The 18,164-nt window shown below is 49.4% G+C and carries 14 protein-coding genes; 11 read left to right on the top strand and 3 right to left on the bottom strand.

Annotated elements, in window-relative coordinates:
- The first annotated feature begins 357 nt into the window (after window positions 1-357).
- The 4 genes from murD (at window position 358) to ACLUYS_RS05360 (ending at window position 4,370) form a co-directional block, all read left to right on the top strand.
- Entirely contained in the window at window positions 358-1,680 is a 1,323-nt protein-coding gene (gene murD / locus ACLUYS_RS05375) for a UDP-N-acetylmuramoyl-L-alanine--D-glutamate ligase (protein ID WP_412659323.1), read from the top strand.
- A 206-nt stretch (window positions 1,681-1,886) separates the two neighbouring features.
- Entirely contained in the window at window positions 1,887-2,510 is a 624-nt protein-coding gene (locus ACLUYS_RS05370; protein ID WP_288339576.1) for an SIMPL domain-containing protein, read from the top strand.
- Between the two features lie 304 nt (window positions 2,511-2,814).
- Window positions 2,815-3,495, top strand: a complete 681-nt coding sequence (locus ACLUYS_RS05365) for a helix-turn-helix domain-containing protein (protein ID WP_353935209.1) — start codon at window positions 2,815-2,817, stop codon at window positions 3,493-3,495.
- A gap of 347 nt (window positions 3,496-3,842) precedes the next feature.
- Window positions 3,843-4,370 carry a DUF6591 domain-containing protein gene (locus ACLUYS_RS05360; RefSeq protein ID WP_412659322.1) on the top strand — a complete coding sequence of 176 codons (528 nt, stop codon included), beginning with the start codon at window positions 3,843-3,845 and terminating at the stop codon, window positions 4,368-4,370.
- A 235-nt stretch (window positions 4,371-4,605) separates the two neighbouring features.
- Here the strand turns inward: ACLUYS_RS05360 and trpS are convergent, their stop codons facing one another.
- Window positions 4,606-5,589 carry a tryptophan--tRNA ligase gene (gene trpS / locus ACLUYS_RS05355; RefSeq protein WP_412659321.1) on the bottom strand — a complete coding sequence of 328 codons (984 nt, stop codon included), beginning with the start codon at window positions 5,587-5,589 and terminating at the stop codon, window positions 4,606-4,608.
- Between the two features lie 636 nt (window positions 5,590-6,225).
- Here trpS and ppdK point away from each other — a divergent pair.
- The 6 genes from ppdK to ACLUYS_RS05325 all read left to right on the top strand — a co-directional run bounded on the left by ppdK (window position 6,226) and on the right by ACLUYS_RS05325 (window position 12,800).
- Window positions 6,226-8,856: a pyruvate, phosphate dikinase gene (ppdK, locus tag ACLUYS_RS05350; RefSeq protein WP_412659324.1), complete on the top strand. Its 2,631-nt coding sequence runs from the start codon at window positions 6,226-6,228 to the stop codon at window positions 8,854-8,856.
- Between the two features lie 172 nt (window positions 8,857-9,028).
- Complete coding sequence (locus ACLUYS_RS05345) at window positions 9,029-9,268, top strand: hypothetical protein (RefSeq protein ID WP_412659320.1); 240 nt, start codon at window positions 9,029-9,031, stop codon at window positions 9,266-9,268.
- Window positions 9,269-9,328: 60 nt separating this feature from the next.
- Window positions 9,329-10,012, top strand: coding sequence for a serine O-acetyltransferase EpsC (gene epsC / locus ACLUYS_RS05340; RefSeq protein WP_230267687.1), 684 nt, complete (start codon window positions 9,329-9,331; stop codon window positions 10,010-10,012).
- A gap of 42 nt (window positions 10,013-10,054) precedes the next feature.
- Window positions 10,055-10,402 carry a cyclophilin-like fold protein gene (locus ACLUYS_RS05335; RefSeq protein ID WP_412659319.1) on the top strand — a complete coding sequence of 116 codons (348 nt, stop codon included), beginning with the start codon at window positions 10,055-10,057 and terminating at the stop codon, window positions 10,400-10,402.
- A 143-nt stretch (window positions 10,403-10,545) separates the two neighbouring features.
- The gene (locus ACLUYS_RS05330; protein WP_412659318.1) at window positions 10,546-11,904 is read left to right on the top strand and encodes a hypothetical protein; all 1,359 of its coding nucleotides are present in this window, start codon (window positions 10,546-10,548) and stop codon (window positions 11,902-11,904) included.
- Between the two features lie 71 nt (window positions 11,905-11,975).
- Complete coding sequence (locus ACLUYS_RS05325; RefSeq protein WP_230267684.1) at window positions 11,976-12,800, top strand: pyridoxamine kinase; 825 nt, start codon at window positions 11,976-11,978, stop codon at window positions 12,798-12,800.
- 168 nt (window positions 12,801-12,968) lie between these two features.
- Here ACLUYS_RS05325 and ACLUYS_RS05320 read toward each other — a convergent pair whose 3' ends face one another.
- The gene (locus tag ACLUYS_RS05320) at window positions 12,969-16,010 is read right to left on the bottom strand and encodes a DEAD/DEAH box helicase (RefSeq protein WP_412659317.1); all 3,042 of its coding nucleotides are present in this window, start codon (window positions 16,008-16,010) and stop codon (window positions 12,969-12,971) included.
- 200 nt (window positions 16,011-16,210) lie between these two features.
- Between ACLUYS_RS05320 and ACLUYS_RS05315 the strand changes: the two genes are divergently transcribed.
- Window positions 16,211-16,618 (top strand): (deoxy)nucleoside triphosphate pyrophosphohydrolase, encoded by a 408-nt coding sequence (locus tag ACLUYS_RS05315; RefSeq protein ID WP_230267682.1) that lies wholly within the window; start codon window positions 16,211-16,213, stop codon window positions 16,616-16,618.
- A gap of 118 nt (window positions 16,619-16,736) precedes the next feature.
- Here ACLUYS_RS05315 and ACLUYS_RS05310 read toward each other — a convergent pair whose 3' ends face one another.
- The gene (locus ACLUYS_RS05310) at window positions 16,737-17,471 is read right to left on the bottom strand and encodes a hypothetical protein (RefSeq protein ID WP_412659316.1); all 735 of its coding nucleotides are present in this window, start codon (window positions 17,469-17,471) and stop codon (window positions 16,737-16,739) included.
- Window positions 17,472-18,164 lie beyond the last annotated feature (693 nt).

Here is an 18,164-nt window from a genome sequence, read left to right as displayed (position 1 = left end):
AGCGTATCTAATATTCAGTCTCGCGTATACCCGTCGATTGTTTGACACTTACATATATCGCCGAATCTGGTCGGATTGATTCTTTTGAAACTCGGCGAAAAGCTTTAGAGTTTCGCGTATGGCGCACAAAAGCGATACAATCAAAACCGAATTAAACGAATTTAGATATTGAAGTTTTAGATTTTTGCCTGAATACCGTAAAGGCCAGCTTGCCTTCACCTCGTAAAGCGAGAGCTAGATGCAGCATGAGCAATACGGTCTGGAGCAAAACGAATACAAAGAGAGACCAGTCTCTTTGGAAAAGCAGAAGAAAATCGGCCGAAACGAAAGCCTGGCCGATGCGTAAAGGAGAAAAGCATGGCAGCACCTGTCCTTGTCATTGGCGCCGCCCGTTCGGGCATAGCCGGCGCTCGGTTACTGAACCAAAACGGATACGATGTGATCCTCACGGATATGAAGGAAGTTCCTGAAAAGAACGAACTCGAACAGGAGGGGATCCGCGTCTACGACGGCGGTCATCCTGAATTTCTGAAAAATACAGACTATCTTTTCGTCGTGAAAAATCCGGGTATCCCGTATCGAGCACCGCTGGTGAAGTATTTTGTCGAAGCCGGCGTACCGGTCTATACCGAAATCGAAACTGCGTATCGCATCGCAAAAAACCTTGAATACGCGGCGGTAACGGGAACGGACGGCAAGACGACGATTACGACCATTCTTTACGAAATGCTGAAAAAGGCCGATCCGAACGCGCGTGCGGCTGGAAACATCGGTATTCCGCTTTCTGAATGTGCTCTCGAACTGAAGGACAAACCCGCAAAAATCGCACTGGAACTGAGCAACTTCCAGCTGCTGGGCATCGATACGTTCCGTCCGCACGTATCGGTCGTTTCCAATCTGGCGCCGGACCATCTCGATTACATGGACAGTCTGGACGCGTACTACGCTTCCAAATTCCGCATTTACGAAAACTGCACGATGGACGATTATTTCATCCGTAACATCGATGATGAAACGATCATGCAGTATGCCAGAAACATTCCCTGTCAGGTGATTGATTTTTCGCTTACGAATCCCGATGCGGATCTCTGTGTAAAAGACGGGGAAGTCTGTCTTCAGGGCACCCGGCTGTTTACCGCGGCCGATCTCAAACTGGTCGGCGATTTCAACCTGGGCAATGCGATGATGGCCGCTGCCATGGCTTATTTGATGGGCGTGAAGCAGGAAGATATTGAAGACGTCATCCAGACATTCAAAGGCGTTGAACACCGTATTGAATATGTAGATACACTCAATGGCGTTCGCATTTATAACGACTCCAAGGCGACCAATACCCATTCCGCTATCGCGGCGCTCTCCAGTTTTAAAGGCGGCGTTCATCTGCTTGCAGGCGGCAAGGACAAGGGAATCGACTACTCCGTTTTAAAGGAATACGATTCGGTGATCGCGAAGTGCTACGCCTTTGGACAGATCGGACCGAAGTTCCCGGATATTTTCTCAAACACCGTAGTACTGGAAACGATGGAAGAAGCACTCGATGCGGCACTGGCGAATGCCAGAGAAGGTGAAGTCATTCTGCTCTGTCCGGCGACTTCCTCATTTGATCAGTTCAAAAGCTACGAGCAGCGCGGAGATATTTTCAAGGAACTCGTTGCGCAGCGCGTAAATTCGCAGAAGTAGAGGGATCCCGCAACGGTAAGGGAAATACGCATCCATATTGTCTTTCTATTTTGAAAAACCGATTTCGCATGAAAAGAGGGAAAGAAATTTTCCGAAAATAACACGAATGGATTTATTCACCTTTACCTAAAGGATTGAAAGAGTTTTCATAATCCTTTAAGATGTATGAAACAGGATCACACCTCTTGATCTGAAGGAGAAAATCTATGACGAGTGTTGTTTTGAAGACGGAAGCGCAGAAGACGCTGGTCTGCGACAGCATGGAAATTTCGCTCACGATTAAGTGCGAAGGGCTTTCCATGCAGGCCAGTCTGCACCGTCTGCAGGAGTGCAGCGATCAGCTGATGGCTTCTATGGAGAACGCAGGCATTGATCCGAATTCATTCAGCCTATGCGATATCGATTCAGCCGCCCAGGATAATCCGCCGAAACAGCGGGCGATGGCGAAGCTGAAAGTACGCGGGCGATTTGATCATGAACAGCTCTGCCGCCTGTGGCAAATCATCACAGCCGCTTCCTTCCCGGTCGAAATCTCTCTGTCCTTTTCCTGCGATAAAACCGAAGAGACGTTTGCGGCGCTCGAAGACGAAGCACTGCGTATGGCGTCAAAACGGGCATCCGCGATGGGGGCACAGCTTGGGGAAGCGAACGTATCCTGTCGTGAGATTGAATTTGAACGCGCCGAAGACGGTGCCGGTAACGGCGGCCTGATCGCGTGCGAGGCCAAACCGGCTGAAGAAATTGTCAGCGGGTATCTGGCTTTTGCGGCCAGACCGTACAAGACGCTCTGCGTCAAAGCGCAAAGCCGCTGGGAACTCAACAACGAATAAACTATGCAAAAGCCTCCCCAGGGATCGCTTTTGCCAGAATAGAACAGAAATTCAGGGACTCTAGCCAGATCAGGCTGGAGTCCTTTTTTCATTGGCGCTTAGAAGCCGTTCCGCTCAAGAAAGGATTGGCTGGTGATCAGCTTTTCTTCCTTAACCCCTGAGTTTTTGTACGACATAGGGTACTTTTAACGCGTTTTGGATCGAGCCGAACAGCAGAGACAGGAAATAAATCCGCCAAAAAAGGCGAAAACCAATCAGGAAATCGCCGTTTTGAATGTATATTTAACAAATTTAGATTGATACGATGAACTTGTTCAAGGATGCACGAACGAAAACTCGTTCGTTTTTCATTGGAGCACTCATAAAGGCATCTCGCAAAATTTGCGGCCCCTTTAATGGAAGCCATGGGCGATGTGCCTTTTCAAAAAAGAATCAGCTGAATACGGGTCCATTGCGGATGCGCTTCCTGGAAGGGAGTGCGTCCCAAAGGGACGCCAGTCAGCTCATGGGAAGAAAATCTTTGCGTAGTCAGAAAAGCATTTACCAGAAATCGCGCGAAAAGGCCGGGCTTACCCGGAAGCAAGCGTCAGAAAAAATCGTCTATCTCTCCGAAAATCAGCTTGAAAAAATGGAACGAAACAAATCGGCGATCGATCCGCGCGATGTTCTGGCCATGGAGGAAGCGTACGGCGATTACACGCTCTCCAGCTGCCATTGCGCCATGCATTGCGCTATTGGCCAGAAATATGACAAAGCGGTGGAACTTTATTCACTGGCTCAGATCATCGTTCATGCCGAACTTGCGTATACCCAGCTCGAAGGCGACCGTCAGCGCCTGCTGCAGCTCGGAGCCGCCAAGTCGATCACCGCGGAAGAAGCGGAGTTTCTAAAGGAAAGCAGTCAGCGTATGAAAGATCTCGGTCAGGCAGGCCGGGAGCTCGAACTCTGGCTGAAGATGAAGCCGATCCAGAGCGCGGAGGAGTAAGCGCAGTACAGAAAAACTTACGGAATACGGATCCAGTCCAGAGTACGAACCGGCGATTTCGAACGATTCGCCGGTTCGTTTTTCTTACAGGCAAATTTTGGATCCAGTTCCCGGCCGATTAGGCCGTTTACTCCATACGCCCGGGTGATGCCAGTCTGCGCTGGAGCATTCATCCGAGCAGAAAAGGAAAAAACGAGATACGGAAGCAGAAAAAGTCGGAATGAAAATGCAGAGATTTTGAAAATGGATCCAGTGAAGAAGCCGAACAGTTTTGAAAATCGTTGGCCCATCCATTCATAGAAAAAAAGATCAGAAACGAAAAAGATCGAAAAAGAAAGGGAACACATATGAAAAAACGAAATGCGCTGCTGATGGCAGCACTCGCCACCAGTATGGTCCTTGGAGCGTGCGGATCTTCCAGTAAAAAAGCAGCAAAAACAAGCATTACAGAATCTTCTGCGATTTCATCGATCGCAAGCGAAAGCAAAAAGGAAGCTGCGCCATCGGAAAAGCCGGTTGAAGAAACGCCGGTCGCTGAAAAAAAACCGGAACCGGCTCCTCAGCCCGCTCCCGCTAAAGAGGAACCTGCCCAACAGCCGGCTTCCGACGGCATTCGTCCGGAGTTTAAGGAAGTGGTCGACGCTTATGTGAAGTTTTATGACGAGTATGTCGACTTCATGAAACGCTACATGCAAAATCCGGGCGATATGGGACTGCTTCTGGAAATGGCGAACTGGACGACGAAAGTCGCCGACATGGATGACAAGCTCGACGGATTTGAATCGGGAAGCGATGGATGGAGCGCCGCAGAAACCAAATACTGGACCGAAGCCTATCTGCACATTACCCAGAGCCTGCTGGCGATCGCCCAGTAATCCAGATCGGGTTTGCGAAGAACAGCCTGGCGTAGACTAAAGAGCCGGTTTGAAAATGATGCCGACCGTCTGAACAAAGGATGCAGATGGGATTTATCTGGGTGTCAAAAACTTGGTCTGCACCCTACCTATCGCAAATAGAGCACAAAAGGCCTCACGTCTCTTTCAAAAGGAGACGTGAGGCCTTTATTTTGGATTAGAAATCAGGTCTTAAGAAGTTTTTTCTAAAGTCGAATTAAAGACTCAGACCGACTTTGCGGTACACTTTGGAAATTTTCTTGTTGGCGATTCTGCTGGCGCGTTCTGCCCCTTCCTTGAGAATGGCATCCACTTTGCCTTCGGCAAGAATTTCCTTGTATTTGGCCTGCAGAGCGGTCAGAAAGTCATGAACGGCCTGGCCGGTTTCTTCTTTCAGATCGCCGTAGCCCTTGCCTTCGTAGCGGGCGACAATGGAATCGATAGATTCGCCGCTGAGCGCGGAAAGAATGGTCAGCAGGTTGGAGACGCCGGGCTGGTTTTCCGGATCAAAGGCGACATGGCCTAAGGAATCGGTAACGGCGCCCTTGATTTTGTTGCGGGCGGATTTCGGATCGTCGAGCAGGTCGATTACGCCTTTTGGCGAAGATTCGGACTTGGACATTTTCTTCGTCGGGTTTTGCAGGTCGTAAATTTTGGCACCGACTTTGGTTACGAGCGGTTCTGGAATGGTGAATGTATCCGAATAGCGCTTGTTGAAGCGTTCCGCCAGGTCGCGGGTCAGTTCCACATGCTGCTGCTGATCCTGACATACCGGTACGTATTCCGGATCGTAAAGCAGAATATCGGCTGCCATTAAAGACGGGTACGTAAACAGACCTGCGGTAATGCCGGTTTCCTGCTTGGCCATTTTATCCTTGAACTGTGTCATCCGCTGCAGTTCGCCATAACCGGACAGGCACGTCATGATCCAGCCAAGCTGGGCGTGGGCGGGAACATCGCTCTGCAAAAAGAGGGTAACCTTTTTGGGATCGAGACCGGCCGCCAGGTAAATGGCGATCAGATCCTTCGTGTTGCGGCGCAGTTCCGCCGCCTTAATCGGGATGGTCAGTGCGTGCTGGTTAGCGATGAAAATGAACATTTCGTATTCATCCTGATACTTAACAAATTCGCGGATGGCGCCGATGTAGTTGCCTAAAGTCAGACGTCCGGTCGGCTTGATTCCGCTGAGCATTCTCTTCATGAAATTCTCCTTATTGCGAAAATTGTGTCATTCGGTTCTTCGAGTTTATGACATTTTTTTCATCATTTATTACACTTTAGACGTTTCCCCGCAGAAAGGAAACCCTAAAGAGTCTGAAGCAATTCGGGCTTTTTTGACCCGATCCCCGTTCTGCAGGATCGACTCTAGATCTCGAAAGGAAGATGAACTGTGCCTGTACTGCTTACCGTTCCTGGATGCGCCCGAACGCGTGCGGCCCGCCTGCTGCTCAAGGAAAAGGACATTCCGTTTACGCAGAAGCCTCTCTATTCGCTGCTTCTTGATGAAAAAGAAAATCTGCCCTATATAAAGATGATCGCTGACGTATGCGATAAAAATCCCGAAAAGATTATTTCTTCTCCGTCTCTGATTCCAAGACCGTTTCTTCTTTTTTCACCGGACGAAAAAGAGCTCGCTGAGGAGCTTTACACCTTGGATTCGTTCGCCAGATGCAACAGGAAATGCAAGCTGAAGGACGTCTGTCCGGCCGTTTTAAAACCTGCCGCGTTTGTGGTCATTTCGCTTGAAGATTGTGTAAGCGATTGCAATGAGGATGTTTCCATTCCCGAAAAACCTTGTAAAATAATGAAGTATGAGATTTTAACAAGGAGGAAACGCATGGATACCAAATATGTGTATCGCTTTATTGAAGGCGATGCCGGTATGCGTGAACTGCTTGGCGGAAAAGGTGCCAACCTTGCGGAAATGAGCAAGCTTGGCATGCCCGTCCCCAACGGTTTCACCATCACGACAGAAGCCTGCAACAAGTATTATGACGATGGGGAAAAGATTAACGACGAAATCAAGGCGCAGATCTTTGCTACTCTGGAAAACCTGGAAAAAGAAACCGGTAAAAAATTCGGCGATTCCGAAAACCCGCTGCTTGTTTCGGTACGCTCCGGTGCACGGGCTTCCATGCCGGGCATGATGGACACCATCCTGAACCTGGGCATCAACGATACCGTTGCTGAAGTTATTGCTGCAAAAACTGGAAATCCCCGCTTTGCCTACGACTCTTACCGCCGCTTTATTCAGATGTTCGCAGACGTAGTTAAAGGACTTTCCAAAAAACGTTTCGAAGAAATCATCGACGAAGTCAAGAAAGAAAAGGGCGTTAAAAACGATCTTGATCTCGACGCTGAAGATATGAAGGAACTCGTAAAACGCTTTAAGGCGTTCTACCGTGAAGAACTCGGTACCGACTTCCCGACCGATCCAAAAGATCAGATGATGGAAGCCATTGAAGCCGTATTCCGTTCCTGGAACAATGAACGTGCGATTTACTACCGCAAACAGAACGACATCCCGTCGAGCTGGGGAACTGCGGTTAACGTACAGATGATGGTATTCGGCAACATGGGCAACGACTGCGGCACTGGCGTAGCCTTTACCCGCAACCCGGCTACCGGCGAAAGAAAGCTGTACGGCGAATTCCTGATGAACGCACAGGGCGAAGACGTTGTTGCCGGCGTTCGTACTCCAAATAAAATTGACCAGCTGAAGGAGATTGCTCCGGAAGCTTACGAACAGTTCGTTAAGATCTGTGACACTCTTGAACATCATTACAAAAACATGCAGGACATGGAGTTCACCATTGAAAACGGAAAACTCTTCATGCTCCAGACCCGTAATGGTAAACGTACCGCTCAGGCCGCTCTGAAAATTGCCTGCGACATGGTTGACGAAGGCATGATCAACACCGATGAAGCCCTGCTGATGGTAGAACCGCAGCAGCTTGATTCTCTGCTTCACCCGATGTTTGACGCCGACGCTCTGAAAGAAGCTGAAGCCGTAACGACAGCGCTGCCTGCTTCTCCTGGTGCTGCCTGCGGTCAGATCGTCTTCACTGCAGAAGAAGCGATCGTAGAAGCTGCCAACGGCAAGAAAGTTGTTCTTGTCCGTCTCGAAACTTCTCCAGAAGACATTCAGGGTATGGCAGCTGCGGAAGGTATCCTTACCGTTCGTGGCGGCATGACTTCCCACGCAGCCGTTGTTGCCCGCGGAATGGGTGCCTGCTGCGTATCCGGCGCCGGCGAAATTGAAATGGATGAGCCAAACGGTCAGTTCACCGTTAACGGCCAGACTTTCAAGCGCGGCGACTTCATTTCCCTCGACGGTTCGACCGGTAAAGTATACGGCGGAGCCATCCCGACCGTACCAGCTGAAATTTCCGGCGACTTCGACCGCTTCATGAAGTGGGCCGATGAAAGACGCCGTCTGAAAATCCGCACCAATGCCGACACTCCGCGTGACGCTGCACAGGCTGTAAGCTTCGGCGCAGAAGGCATCGGTCTCGTTCGTACCGAACATATGTTCTTTGACGGCGACAAGATCAAATCCATCCGTGAAATGATCGTTGCCAAGACTCCGGAACAGATGGAAGCGGCCCTCGCGAAAATCGAACCGCTCCAGCAGGAAGACTTCGAAGGCATTTACGAAGCGATGGAAGGCCGTCCAGTCACCATCCGTTACCTCGATCCGCCTCTGCATGAATTCCTCCCGCACAAAGCCGAAGAAGTGGCTGAACTGGCTGCTGAAATGGGCATGGAAGCCGATGAACTTCAGGCGGTTGTTGACGGACTGCACGAAGTGAACCCGATGATGGGTCATCGCGGAAGCCGTCTGGCTGTCTCCAACCCTGGCATTGCCAGAATGCAGACCGAAGCCGTTATCCGTGCTGCAATCAATGTAAACAAGAAACATCCGGAATGGAACATCGTTCCTGAAATTATGCTCCCGCTGATCGGCGATCTGAAAGAACTGAAATACGTGAAGAAGATCGTTGATGATACCGCAAAAGAAATCCTGGCTGAAGAAGGCGTGGATATGGAATACCATGTTGGTACGATGATCGAAGTACCCCGTGCGGCTCTCCAGGCTGGAGAACTCGCTAAAGAAGCGGAATTCTTCTCCTTCGGTACAAACGACCTGACCCAGCTGACCTTCGGTTTCTCCCGCGATGACGCTGGAAACTTCCTGCCAAAATATGCAGAAGCCAAGATTTACGAAAACGATCCGTTTGCCAAACTCGACCAGACTGGTGTCGGCGAACTGATCAAGATTGCTGCAGAACGCGGCCGCGCTACCCGTCCGGACATCAAGCTTGGTGTCTGCGGTGAACACGGCGGCGATCCAGCCTCCATCGAATTTGTAGACGGACTCGGCCTGAACTACGTTTCCTGCTCGCCGTTCCGCGTACCAATTGCCCGTCTGGCTGCTGCTCAGGCTGCAATCAAGCATTCCAAATAAGATCCTTTCGATGATTCCAGATGCTGGATTTCCTGACCAGCGTGTCTGAAGACCCATACGTCTGACTATTGAATCTCGTTGATCCACAGCGGACCGCCCGCAAAAACGGTCCGCTGTTTTCTTTTGGCCGGATGAAACTTCACGGCAATTTAAAAACGAAGAGGAATGTGTGATGCTCGATGATGACCGCACTAAATCTCTGTCCCTTGCCATGGCTTGGCGATATCCTGTCGATTTTCTTCAAAATGCATCTTGCCATGGACGGTTTCATCCTCTAGTCTTGGAAAAGTCCTGCCGGATCGGTTTTATTTGCCGCTTTGGTGAAAAACGAGGCTTGCTTACACGATATGCCAACGGGTTTCATGGATTTTCATTCAAAATCGACAAGTTGGGGAAGGGAACAGGCCGTTGATTAGGCAGGTGCCTGTTTTTTTGATTAAAATTGAATCTGTTGACTGGAAAGGATGATTTTATGGGATATCGCGCGTTTATCAAGGAAGAGCAGGAATGCTTCATGGCTCTTGACCCTTCCTTAAATTCCAAACTCGAAATCCTGAGGATGCCCGGTTATCGGGCGATCAAAACCTGGTACAGAACCCATCGGCTGTATCAGAAAAAACATTATGTTCTGGCGCGCTGGATGTCCCTGCGTGCGCAGCAGAAAACGGGAATCGATATCCATCCCGGGGCCCAGATCGGCAAGCGCTTCTTTATTGATCATGGCAGCGGCGTAGTCATCGGCGAAACCTGCATTATCGGCGACGATGTGAAAATTTATCAGGGCGTCACCCTGGGCGGTACGGGAAAAGATAAAGGAAAGCGTCATCCCACCGTCGAAGACGGCGTTCTGATTGGCGCCGGTGCCAAAATTCTCGGAAATATTACGATCGGAAAGGACGCCAAAGTTGGTGCCGGCGCGATTGTCATCCGGAATGTGGAACCGGGCTCTACTGTTGTCTGCCCGCCAGCCTATCCGGTACGCTATAAACAGGGAAAACATTCCAATCTCTGCGTTCAGGGTAAGGAACGCTGGAGCCGGGAAGACATTCGATGCCTTCAGGAAGGCAAAATAGCCGTCTGTCCAGCCAAATCGGCGATCGATAATGAACGGGAGGTTGCCAAAGACAGGCGAAAGTCTAAAATAGACAAAGAATAAGAAAACAAGTCCATGACTTTAAAATGAAAAGGATGATTAATGATGAAATTCAAGTTTTCAGACAGCTATGGAAATGACGTCACCTATGAAATCCATGACAGCGAGCTTGGTCATGCCCTCGAACGCATGCTTCCGCTGACGGTAATTCTCAATCAAATCGGTTCTTCGGAGATGTCCTTTGTTCCGCCTAAAAAACTCTCCACATTCGGCGCTCCTATTGCGCCGGGCGGCATTGAAGGCCTCTGCTACCATGAACCGTGGAACGAAGTAATTCTCTACTACGGCGGCTATTCCCAGTATGAAAACCTGTATGAAATCGGCATGCCAGTTGCCGGGCAGGGAGCGGTCCGCAATCTGCATGGTCCTGTTAAAATTGAAGAAATCTACTAAAGAGGAAGAGGGAAGCAACTTCTTCCTTTTTCTGTTTCATACGGAAATCGAGAGTTTGACCCGTAGATCTGTTTTCGATCTTTTAACACCGCCCAGTTCAGGGCGGTAGAGTGTGATATTCTTCGATTTAAAGGGGGAGTTTTATGAAGATTCATCTGCAGGATGCAGAGGTCCGATCCCATCTGTTTGAGGGCGGGTTCGGTCTGGAAAAGGAAAGTCTTCGAATCGAGTCGAAAACTGGAAAAATGGCACAGAGCCTGCATCCGTTTTCCCACTCGAAAATTGTGCAGGACTTTGCGGAAAACCAGACAGAGATCAATACCGCGGTCTATCCGGACTGGCAGAGCGCACGCAGGGAATGTGAAGAACTGACCGTTCTCATGCAAAACATTCTGGCCAAACAGGGCGAGACGCTCTGGCCGTTTTCCAACCCGCCGATGATTTCCTCGATGGAAGACATACCGATGCTGCAAAGCGGCCTGTCTTCTTCGACGGAATATCGTCATTATCTGGCGGACCGCTATGGAAAAATGAAAATGCTGTTTTCCGGCATTCATTACAATTTTTCGTTTTCCGACGCGCTGCTCAAACGGGAATACACGCTCTACTCTGAGCACAATTCCGGTACAAGACATGAAATTGACTCCTACAAGTCTTTTCGCAACGCGTTTTATCTCGATCTGGCGCAGAAAGCGGTCTGGTACGGATGGATCATTGATGCCCTGCTCAATGCGTCGCCGGTTTTTGATGGTTCGCTGATGAACGAATCTGCGTGCGGCCAGCCGCTTTATTTTGGATTCAGTTCCATGCGCAATTCCATCCACGGCTTTTGGAATTTCTTTACGCCGTGGTTTGACTACACCGATATGCAAAGCTATACGTCTTCCATCGAGCATTACGTAGAAGAAGGTCTGCTCAAAGCGCCGCGGGAACTGTATTATCCCGTCCGCATTAAGCCGGCTTCAGCGTATTCGCTCGACGCGCTCAATAGTCTTGGCGCCAGCCATATTGAACTGCGCATGATCGATCTTAATCCGTACGAACTTTCTGGCATCAGTGCCGACGATGCGTATTTCTGTCATCTGTTTCTGGTTTTTCTTGCCTGTCTCGACGATTTCTCACTGTCGATGAAAGATCAGATTTACGCTATTCAGAATTTTAAGAACTCCTGCGTTCTGCCGCTCGATCAGGCCAGAATTCTGTATGACGCGGATACAGGCAGTTCGGCTTTGGAAGAGCTCGATACGTTCCTGTCGGATATGGAAGTGTTCTTTGAACGGCTGAATCAGGAACAGGCGGTCGCGTGTCTGCGCCATCAGAAATTAAAAATCCAAAATCCGAAAAGCGAACTGCTCGCCAGCCGAGTTCGGAAAGACTTTTCCAGCTTTATGAAAGACGGGCTTAAACAGGCGCAGCATCTGCAGCAGCTTTCTCTCGATCAGCCGGCTCGAAAAAATGCCTGGACAGACGTGTATGCCGGGTTTGAAGAAAACCGCAGGTAAATTCATCGGTTCCAAAAGTTTAAAAGACGAGCATTTGATAGCTGCCGCCTGCTGCGGCAGGAAAGGAAAACATGCAAAAGAAAATCGTACTCATCAATGATCTTTCCGGCTTTGGACGCAGTTCTCTGGCGGTCTGGCTGCCGATCTTAAGCGTTCTGCGCATGGAATGCCTGCTCATGCCGACTTCCATCCTTTCCTGTCATACGGCTTATCCGGCGTATACGCTGCGCGATCTGAGCGAAGATCTTGATCCCTGGATGGAAACCTGGAAAGCCGCAAACGTCTCTTTTGACGCCGTTTTAAGCGGTTATATCGCCAATGAAAAACAGGCCGATAAGATTCAGACGTTTCTGGATCGGTTTAAGGAGCAGAAACCGTTTCTTGTTGTCGATCCGGCCATGGCCGATGACGGGCAGCTGTATTCCGGTCTGAACGAACACGTAGTAGAAGCGATGCGAAATCTGGTCCGACGGGCGGATCTGATTCTTCCCAATCTCAGTGAAGCCTTTCTGCTTTGCGGCAAATCGTATCATTCGCATCCCGATCGCAAACAGATTCATGCGCTGGCCGAAGCGCTCCATCGTCTTGGACCGGATCAGGTCGTGATTTCCGGCATTGAACGCGATGGAAAAATTGAAGACTATGTCTGCGATTTTAAAACGGGACAGTTTGATCCAATCATCTCAGCCAGGGAAGGAGCTGGACGTCCCGGAACCGGCGATGTCTTCTCGGCGGTAACAGCCGGTCTGCTTATGCAGGGCAGCTCTCTCGGGGAGAGTGTCCGACAGGCTGGCGATTTTGTTCGAATCTGTCTGCGACAGGCGCAAAAGGAAAATACACCGCCTTTTGAAGGGGTTCCTTTTGAGCTGGTCCTCGATCGGCTGCTTAAGCTTTAAAAGCATTGGACAAAACGAACAGACTGGTTCCATTTGCTCATGAAAACAGGATACCGTTCAGACAAACAATACAAATGAAAGGACGGGAACGGCATAAACCGAATCCCGTCCTTTTTCAACGGAATGAAAAATGATTTGAGGCAGTAAGCGAATACGTTAACCAGAGGATCAGCTTTTGACAAAGTAATCGTACAGATCCTCGCGCAAGGGGGTCAGCAGACGATAGCCGATTTTAACGACAGATGCATCGTTGGCCATCGTAGTCTGCTCAAACAGGCCATCCGGTTTCATTTCCCCGAGGAAATAAAACGCCTTGGTCGTGTCGTCATTGCTTTTTCGCAAAAAGAGAAGAACCATTGGCGGATGTTCGCTTTGAAGCGATCGAATTTCCGGTGAAGCGAGCGTTCTTCGGTTTTTGGAGAACGCGATCAGACGGGAAGGCGATTCAAAATGGTCTTCGTACTGAAGGCTTTGAGCCAGATCTTCCGCTTTCTGGTAGTTGATAAAGACGGGGAGAAGATTCTGTTCTTTAAAGAGCTTGTATCCGCCGACGTTCTGCGCATTTTCAAAGACGGGAAGATCGAGCAAGCGGAAAACATCCGCATATGTATAGGACTGATACAGATCGAACCATGTGCCGTCCGTCGTCTTACTATATTTGTTTTTCCAGCGAAGCAGACTAAATTCCATGAGATCCGTCAGCTGATCGTAAAAGTCGGGATGAGTAAGCGCCTGAAGAAAAGAGGGTGCAATTTCAAAGTCGTGTTCGATTTGTCTGGAGAGAGCCTGGCGTGCTTCCAGAGGAAGACTAGCAGCTTTGACGAGTCGGATAAGAATTTCTTCTTCGGAAATCGACGGCTTTCGTTCAAGAAAGACAATGCCTTTAGAACGAAGATCGTTTCGGGTCTGCGGCAGCAGCCACTTCATCTCAAACTGACGGTTCAGATTTTTCCAGGTTTCTTTTTTGAGCCGAATGCCATACTCATCGAGAACCGCAAGAAAATGTTCAAGCCAGTCCTTTTGGTGATGAACCAGACTTTCCAGCAGCCAGAGTTCGAGCGCTCGCTTTCCATTGGCCCAGTACCGGGAGACAAACTGCAAAAAGCCAAGTTCAAGATCGGAATACTGCGTTAAAAGAGTGCGGTCCTTTTCCATACGGCTTGTAAATTCAGGATAGCAGCGATATGTGGGATTGGTGAAGATCAGCATAGGATCCATGCCCTGCGCCTGTTCAAAATCCACAAGGCGCGGGATCCGGCCGAGCTGCTGACGCAGATCGAAGTAGCCTTCCGCCAGTTTAGCGGCGGAATTCATGTGGGCCAAGTCGATCGACTGCAAAATCCGCGAGCGCGCGATCGGTGAAAAATGAACCGAACTGATCCCGGGAATTTCTCGATTTCCTTCATAGACAAAACGGCGAAGCATATCTTTATTGCCCGTCTTGTCTCCGGAAAGTGCAGCAGGAATCAGATAGTTTTCCTTGTATTGGCCGACAAAATCGAGGACGGTCACAAATTCCTTGCCTTTGTATTTACGTAAGCCGCGGCCAAGCTGCTGCGTGAAAACAATCGCCGACTGCGTCGGGCGCAAAAGCAGGACCTGATTCACTTCCGGAATGTCGACGCCTTCATTGAAAATACCGACCGTAATCAGATAATCGAGCGCATGTTCATCGTAGCGATCCTGACAAAGCCGTTCGATCGCTTCGTCGCGTTCCGCTTCCGAATAGTCACGGCTGGAAAGAGCCAGCGTCTGAAGGCCCTGGGCATTCAGGGCATGACTGAGCTTTTCAGCTTCTTCGATCGTACTGACAAAGATCAGTCCTTTGACACGATCGCCGCTCCAGCCGTAATAGCGAGCCTGGGCGAGAATATGCTTCACCCGCTCTTCTTCCTTCAGCTTCTGAAAGTCTCTAGGATCGATGGAATCGATCGAATAGTCTGCAGAGACGGAAAGATCGTCCAGCGCATAATAATGGAACGGGCAGAGCAGGTTTTGTTCTAACGCATCGCTCAGGGTAATGCGGCAGGCGACATTGTAGTCGAACAGCTCATAAATGCTATTGCGGTCGGTTCGCTCCGGTGTGGCCGACATGCCCAACCAGAATTTTGGACGGAAATACTCAAACAGCGTCTGGTAGGTATTGGACGCCGCATGATGAACTTCATCGACAATGATCCAGTCAAAGGCGTGCTTTCCAAACTGCATATACGTTCCCGGCTTCGACATCGTCTGTACGGTAGAAAACAGGCAGGAAGCATTTACATCATGGGAATTGCCGCTCAGCAAACCATACGTATACGCCTCATCGCCCAGAACCCGTCGAAACGACTCCATGGCCTGACGAGCGATCTTTTCCCGATGGACGAGAAACAGGACACGGCCGGGCTGGTGCTGGCGGACCGCAAAGGCGCTCGCATACGTTTTTCCCGTTCCGGTAGCGGAAACAAGCAAGGCTATCGTCTTGCCCTCTTCAATCATCTCGGAAAGCCGTTCGACAAAATCTTCCTGCATGGCGTTGGGCTCAGGAAGCAGATCAAAAGGATGACTCAACCCTTGACGGACCGGCTGGAAAGGATGGCTGGCGCAAGCAATCCGCACGATTTCTTCGTACTCTCTGGCGTAGTCGCGGTAAAGCACGGTCTGCGGACTGGTATACAGGCTTTCAAAGGCATTCATGCACTCCGTATAAAAGCTGCCTTTTCTGGAGGTGATCAGGCGCGTGTTCCACTCCTCATTCGTGCAGAGCGCTGCATCGGTCAGGTTGGATGAGCCGATAATCATGCAGCACTGATCGTCTTCTTCAAAAAAGTAGCCTTTGGTATGAAAGCCAACGGAATCGGAAGGATTTTCCTGTTTCTGGCAGCAGTACATGCGAAGCTCTATGTTTTTCAGATCCAGAAGCGTGTTCAGGGCTTTGGGATCGCTGAAGGCAAGGTAGTCTGTCGTTAGAATCCGTCCAGGAATTCCTTTCTGTTCCAGATACTGCAAAACGGGCTTGAACAGCTGCAGGCCGCTTTCGGTAATAAAGGCTACGGAGAAACAGAATTCCTGACAGCGTTGAAGTTCCGCTTCCAGCGCCAGGAATACCTTCTGTCCTTTTTTGGGATTATTGGTAAGCAGGGAAGGGACAAGATCTGGATTCGCCTTGCATTTGGCATCCAGAAAAGCCTTCTCCATCCCGGCTTTAAGCAAGTTGAATTGATTCATGATTCCAGGTTAGCAGCTGTGCATCCAAATTCAACGGATACGTCATTAATTGTGACGGAAAAGCAGCTAGCAAGGATTTACTACCAGGCAATTCTGTGGAGTCCGAAAAATCATGATAGGATGAGCCTGTCTGATCCCTGCAATCGACAATGCTACAGGGATGTCTTTGAAAGTGGCCAGAGAGACAGGAGAGATGAAATATGATTGAAGTAACGGCGGCTATCCTGCATAGAGATGGAAAAATTCTGATCTGCCAGAGACCAGACGATAAAAGCTGCGGCGGCTTATGGGAGTTTCCCGGCGGCAAACAGGAACCGGGCGAGAGTCTGGAAGACTGCCTGAAGCGGGAGTGCCAGGAAGAACTGGGCATTCAGATCGGCGATCTCAGGCCATTTTCAGACGTCTGTCTGGAAGATCGAAATCTTCATCTTCACTTTTTTCAGTGCAGACAGACTGGCGGTCAGCTCGAACGCAAGGAACATCCGGCCTTCGCCTGGATCACTCCGGACGAAATTGATCAGTACACCTTCTGTCCCTCGGATACAAAGATGTTAGAAGAGGCCGATCGCCGAGCGCTTTTTGCGGATCCTTTAAAAAATAATCGATAAACGAAAAAACAGATTCAGATCGTCCTGCAGGTGCATGGACATATCTGAATCTGTTTTTATTGTTTTTATCAATGTTCCGCTTCTATTTTGATTATCGAAAACCAGCTGTCAGGCTCGATCAGTCGTCGACTGCGTTGAGTGGACAGCCAACTTCACTCTGTTCGGACTGGCGCTCGGAAGACTGACGGCTGAGGCTGTCCTCTCGTTCCTGAATACGGTCGTCGCATTCTTCGATCAGATCCTGAGCTTCTTCTGCTTCCGCTGTCGACGGATTTTGTTCGATCAGATCTTCCAGCGTGTTTTTGGCTTCTTCGTAGTTTTCTTCTCCCATCAGAGCTTTGGCATCGAGAAGAAGACGTGCTGGGCCAAATTCGAGTTCTTCGTTACGGCTGTTCGCGTCCGAGAGATCGCTCTGTACGGAAGCAAGTTCGCCTTGCAGGCTGGCCTTTTCTTCCTGAAGCGTATACAGATTCACACCCAGGACAGGAATTGCGATCAGGGAAGCGATGAGAAGGACGCTGAGAACGCCAAGAATGATGAAGGAAGCGATCATCTTTTTACGATGGGAAAAATTTTCGTCTTTTGTCATTGCGTAGTGACGTTTGAACACGTCGGCGAAGCTTTCTTCATCCGAGCCGTTCTTTTTTGGCTTGTCGCCCGCTTTCTTTGGCTTGTCTTTCTTTTTCTCTGGTCGGATTTTCGGCGCACTGGTTTCCTCGGCTTTTTTCGGATACTTTTTTTCTTTTCTTTCGTCTTTAGCAGGCAGATCCTTTTCCTGACTTTTTACAGGTTCATCCGAATGCTTTTTCGTTTTCCAGAAACCAGCCTTCTTTTCGCCGGATGCGGGAGTCATTGTCTGATCAGAATCCTCCGCCTGGCCCGTACCCGCTGCCTGTGCCGTGTCTGTCGTTTGAGCTGTAAGCGGCTGTTCTGGATCGGAAGCTGATTTTTCGGTTTCCGCCAGACTGGATTTTGAAGGAGCGGAAGCTTCCTCCAGATTCTGATGGTTCAAAGCCGGATCCGAATCTGGTGTTTTTGGAAGTTCAGGCATGTCAGATGGAGTATGGGCTCCGAAATTTTTCTCATCAGTAGTCATACGAATGGCGCAAGGATACCGATGTCAAAACAGGACATCAAAGGAATTGCGCCCCTCCTTTTTATATAGGTATCCAGATGACGTTACAAAAAGCGGATCATCTTTCCTGGATGAATAGCTGGAAGAATTCAGAGAGAAAAAGTCAGTGAACCATAACCTGAGAAGGGTAAGATATTTTTCTGACCGAATGGATGGTTCGATTTGAATCTCTCTGATCTTTTTTGAATCGCAAATTCCGTATCATTATTGCATTTTCCTTAGAAAGCAACAACTCAGTCGAAAGGTATATCTTTTTGAGATAAACGGCAGTTAAAATACGAAATGACAACCGCGGCATAATTCGAATACTATGAAAGAATATTCATATTGGATAAAAAATGTAAAATTGTCATTAATTAGAACTTTCCCAATCAGCTAAACTATACGGTCGGATTTTTGCGTGGACGACCA

Origin of the sequence: Allobaculum sp. (assembly GCF_047010065.1) — a bacterium.
In the GTDB taxonomy this organism is placed as follows: Bacteria; Bacillota_I; Bacilli_A; order Erysipelotrichales; family Erysipelotrichaceae; genus Allobaculum; species Allobaculum fili.
This window is presented reverse-complemented; position numbering and strand designations above follow the sequence as displayed.

Bases quoted from the DNA above. Each gene is read 5' to 3' on its own strand.
- murD (WP_412659323.1), top strand. From the start codon at position 358: ATGGCAGCACCTGTCCTTGTCATTGGCGCCGCCCGTTCGGGCATAGCC.
- ACLUYS_RS05370 (WP_288339576.1), top strand. From the start codon at position 1,887: ATGACGAGTGTTGTTTTGAAGACGGAAGCGCAGAAGACGCTGGTCTGC.
- ACLUYS_RS05365 (WP_353935209.1), top strand. From the start codon at position 2,815: ATGAACTTGTTCAAGGATGCACGAACGAAAACTCGTTCGTTTTTCATT.
- ACLUYS_RS05360 (WP_412659322.1), top strand. From the start codon at position 3,843: ATGAAAAAACGAAATGCGCTGCTGATGGCAGCACTCGCCACCAGTATG.
- trpS (WP_412659321.1), bottom strand. From the start codon at position 5,589: ATGAAGAGAATGCTCAGCGGAATCAAGCCGACCGGACGTCTGACTTTA.
- ppdK (WP_412659324.1), top strand. From the start codon at position 6,226: ATGGATACCAAATATGTGTATCGCTTTATTGAAGGCGATGCCGGTATG.
- ACLUYS_RS05345 (WP_412659320.1), top strand. From the start codon at position 9,029: ATGCTCGATGATGACCGCACTAAATCTCTGTCCCTTGCCATGGCTTGG.
- epsC (WP_230267687.1), top strand. From the start codon at position 9,329: ATGGGATATCGCGCGTTTATCAAGGAAGAGCAGGAATGCTTCATGGCT.
- ACLUYS_RS05335 (WP_412659319.1), top strand. From the start codon at position 10,055: ATGAAATTCAAGTTTTCAGACAGCTATGGAAATGACGTCACCTATGAA.
- ACLUYS_RS05330 (WP_412659318.1), top strand. From the start codon at position 10,546: ATGAAGATTCATCTGCAGGATGCAGAGGTCCGATCCCATCTGTTTGAG.
- ACLUYS_RS05325 (WP_230267684.1), top strand. From the start codon at position 11,976: ATGCAAAAGAAAATCGTACTCATCAATGATCTTTCCGGCTTTGGACGC.
- ACLUYS_RS05320 (WP_412659317.1), bottom strand. From the start codon at position 16,010: ATGAATCAATTCAACTTGCTTAAAGCCGGGATGGAGAAGGCTTTTCTG.
- ACLUYS_RS05315 (WP_230267682.1), top strand. From the start codon at position 16,211: ATGATTGAAGTAACGGCGGCTATCCTGCATAGAGATGGAAAAATTCTG.
- ACLUYS_RS05310 (WP_412659316.1), bottom strand. From the start codon at position 17,471: ATGACTCCCGCATCCGGCGAAAAGAAGGCTGGTTTCTGGAAAACGAAA.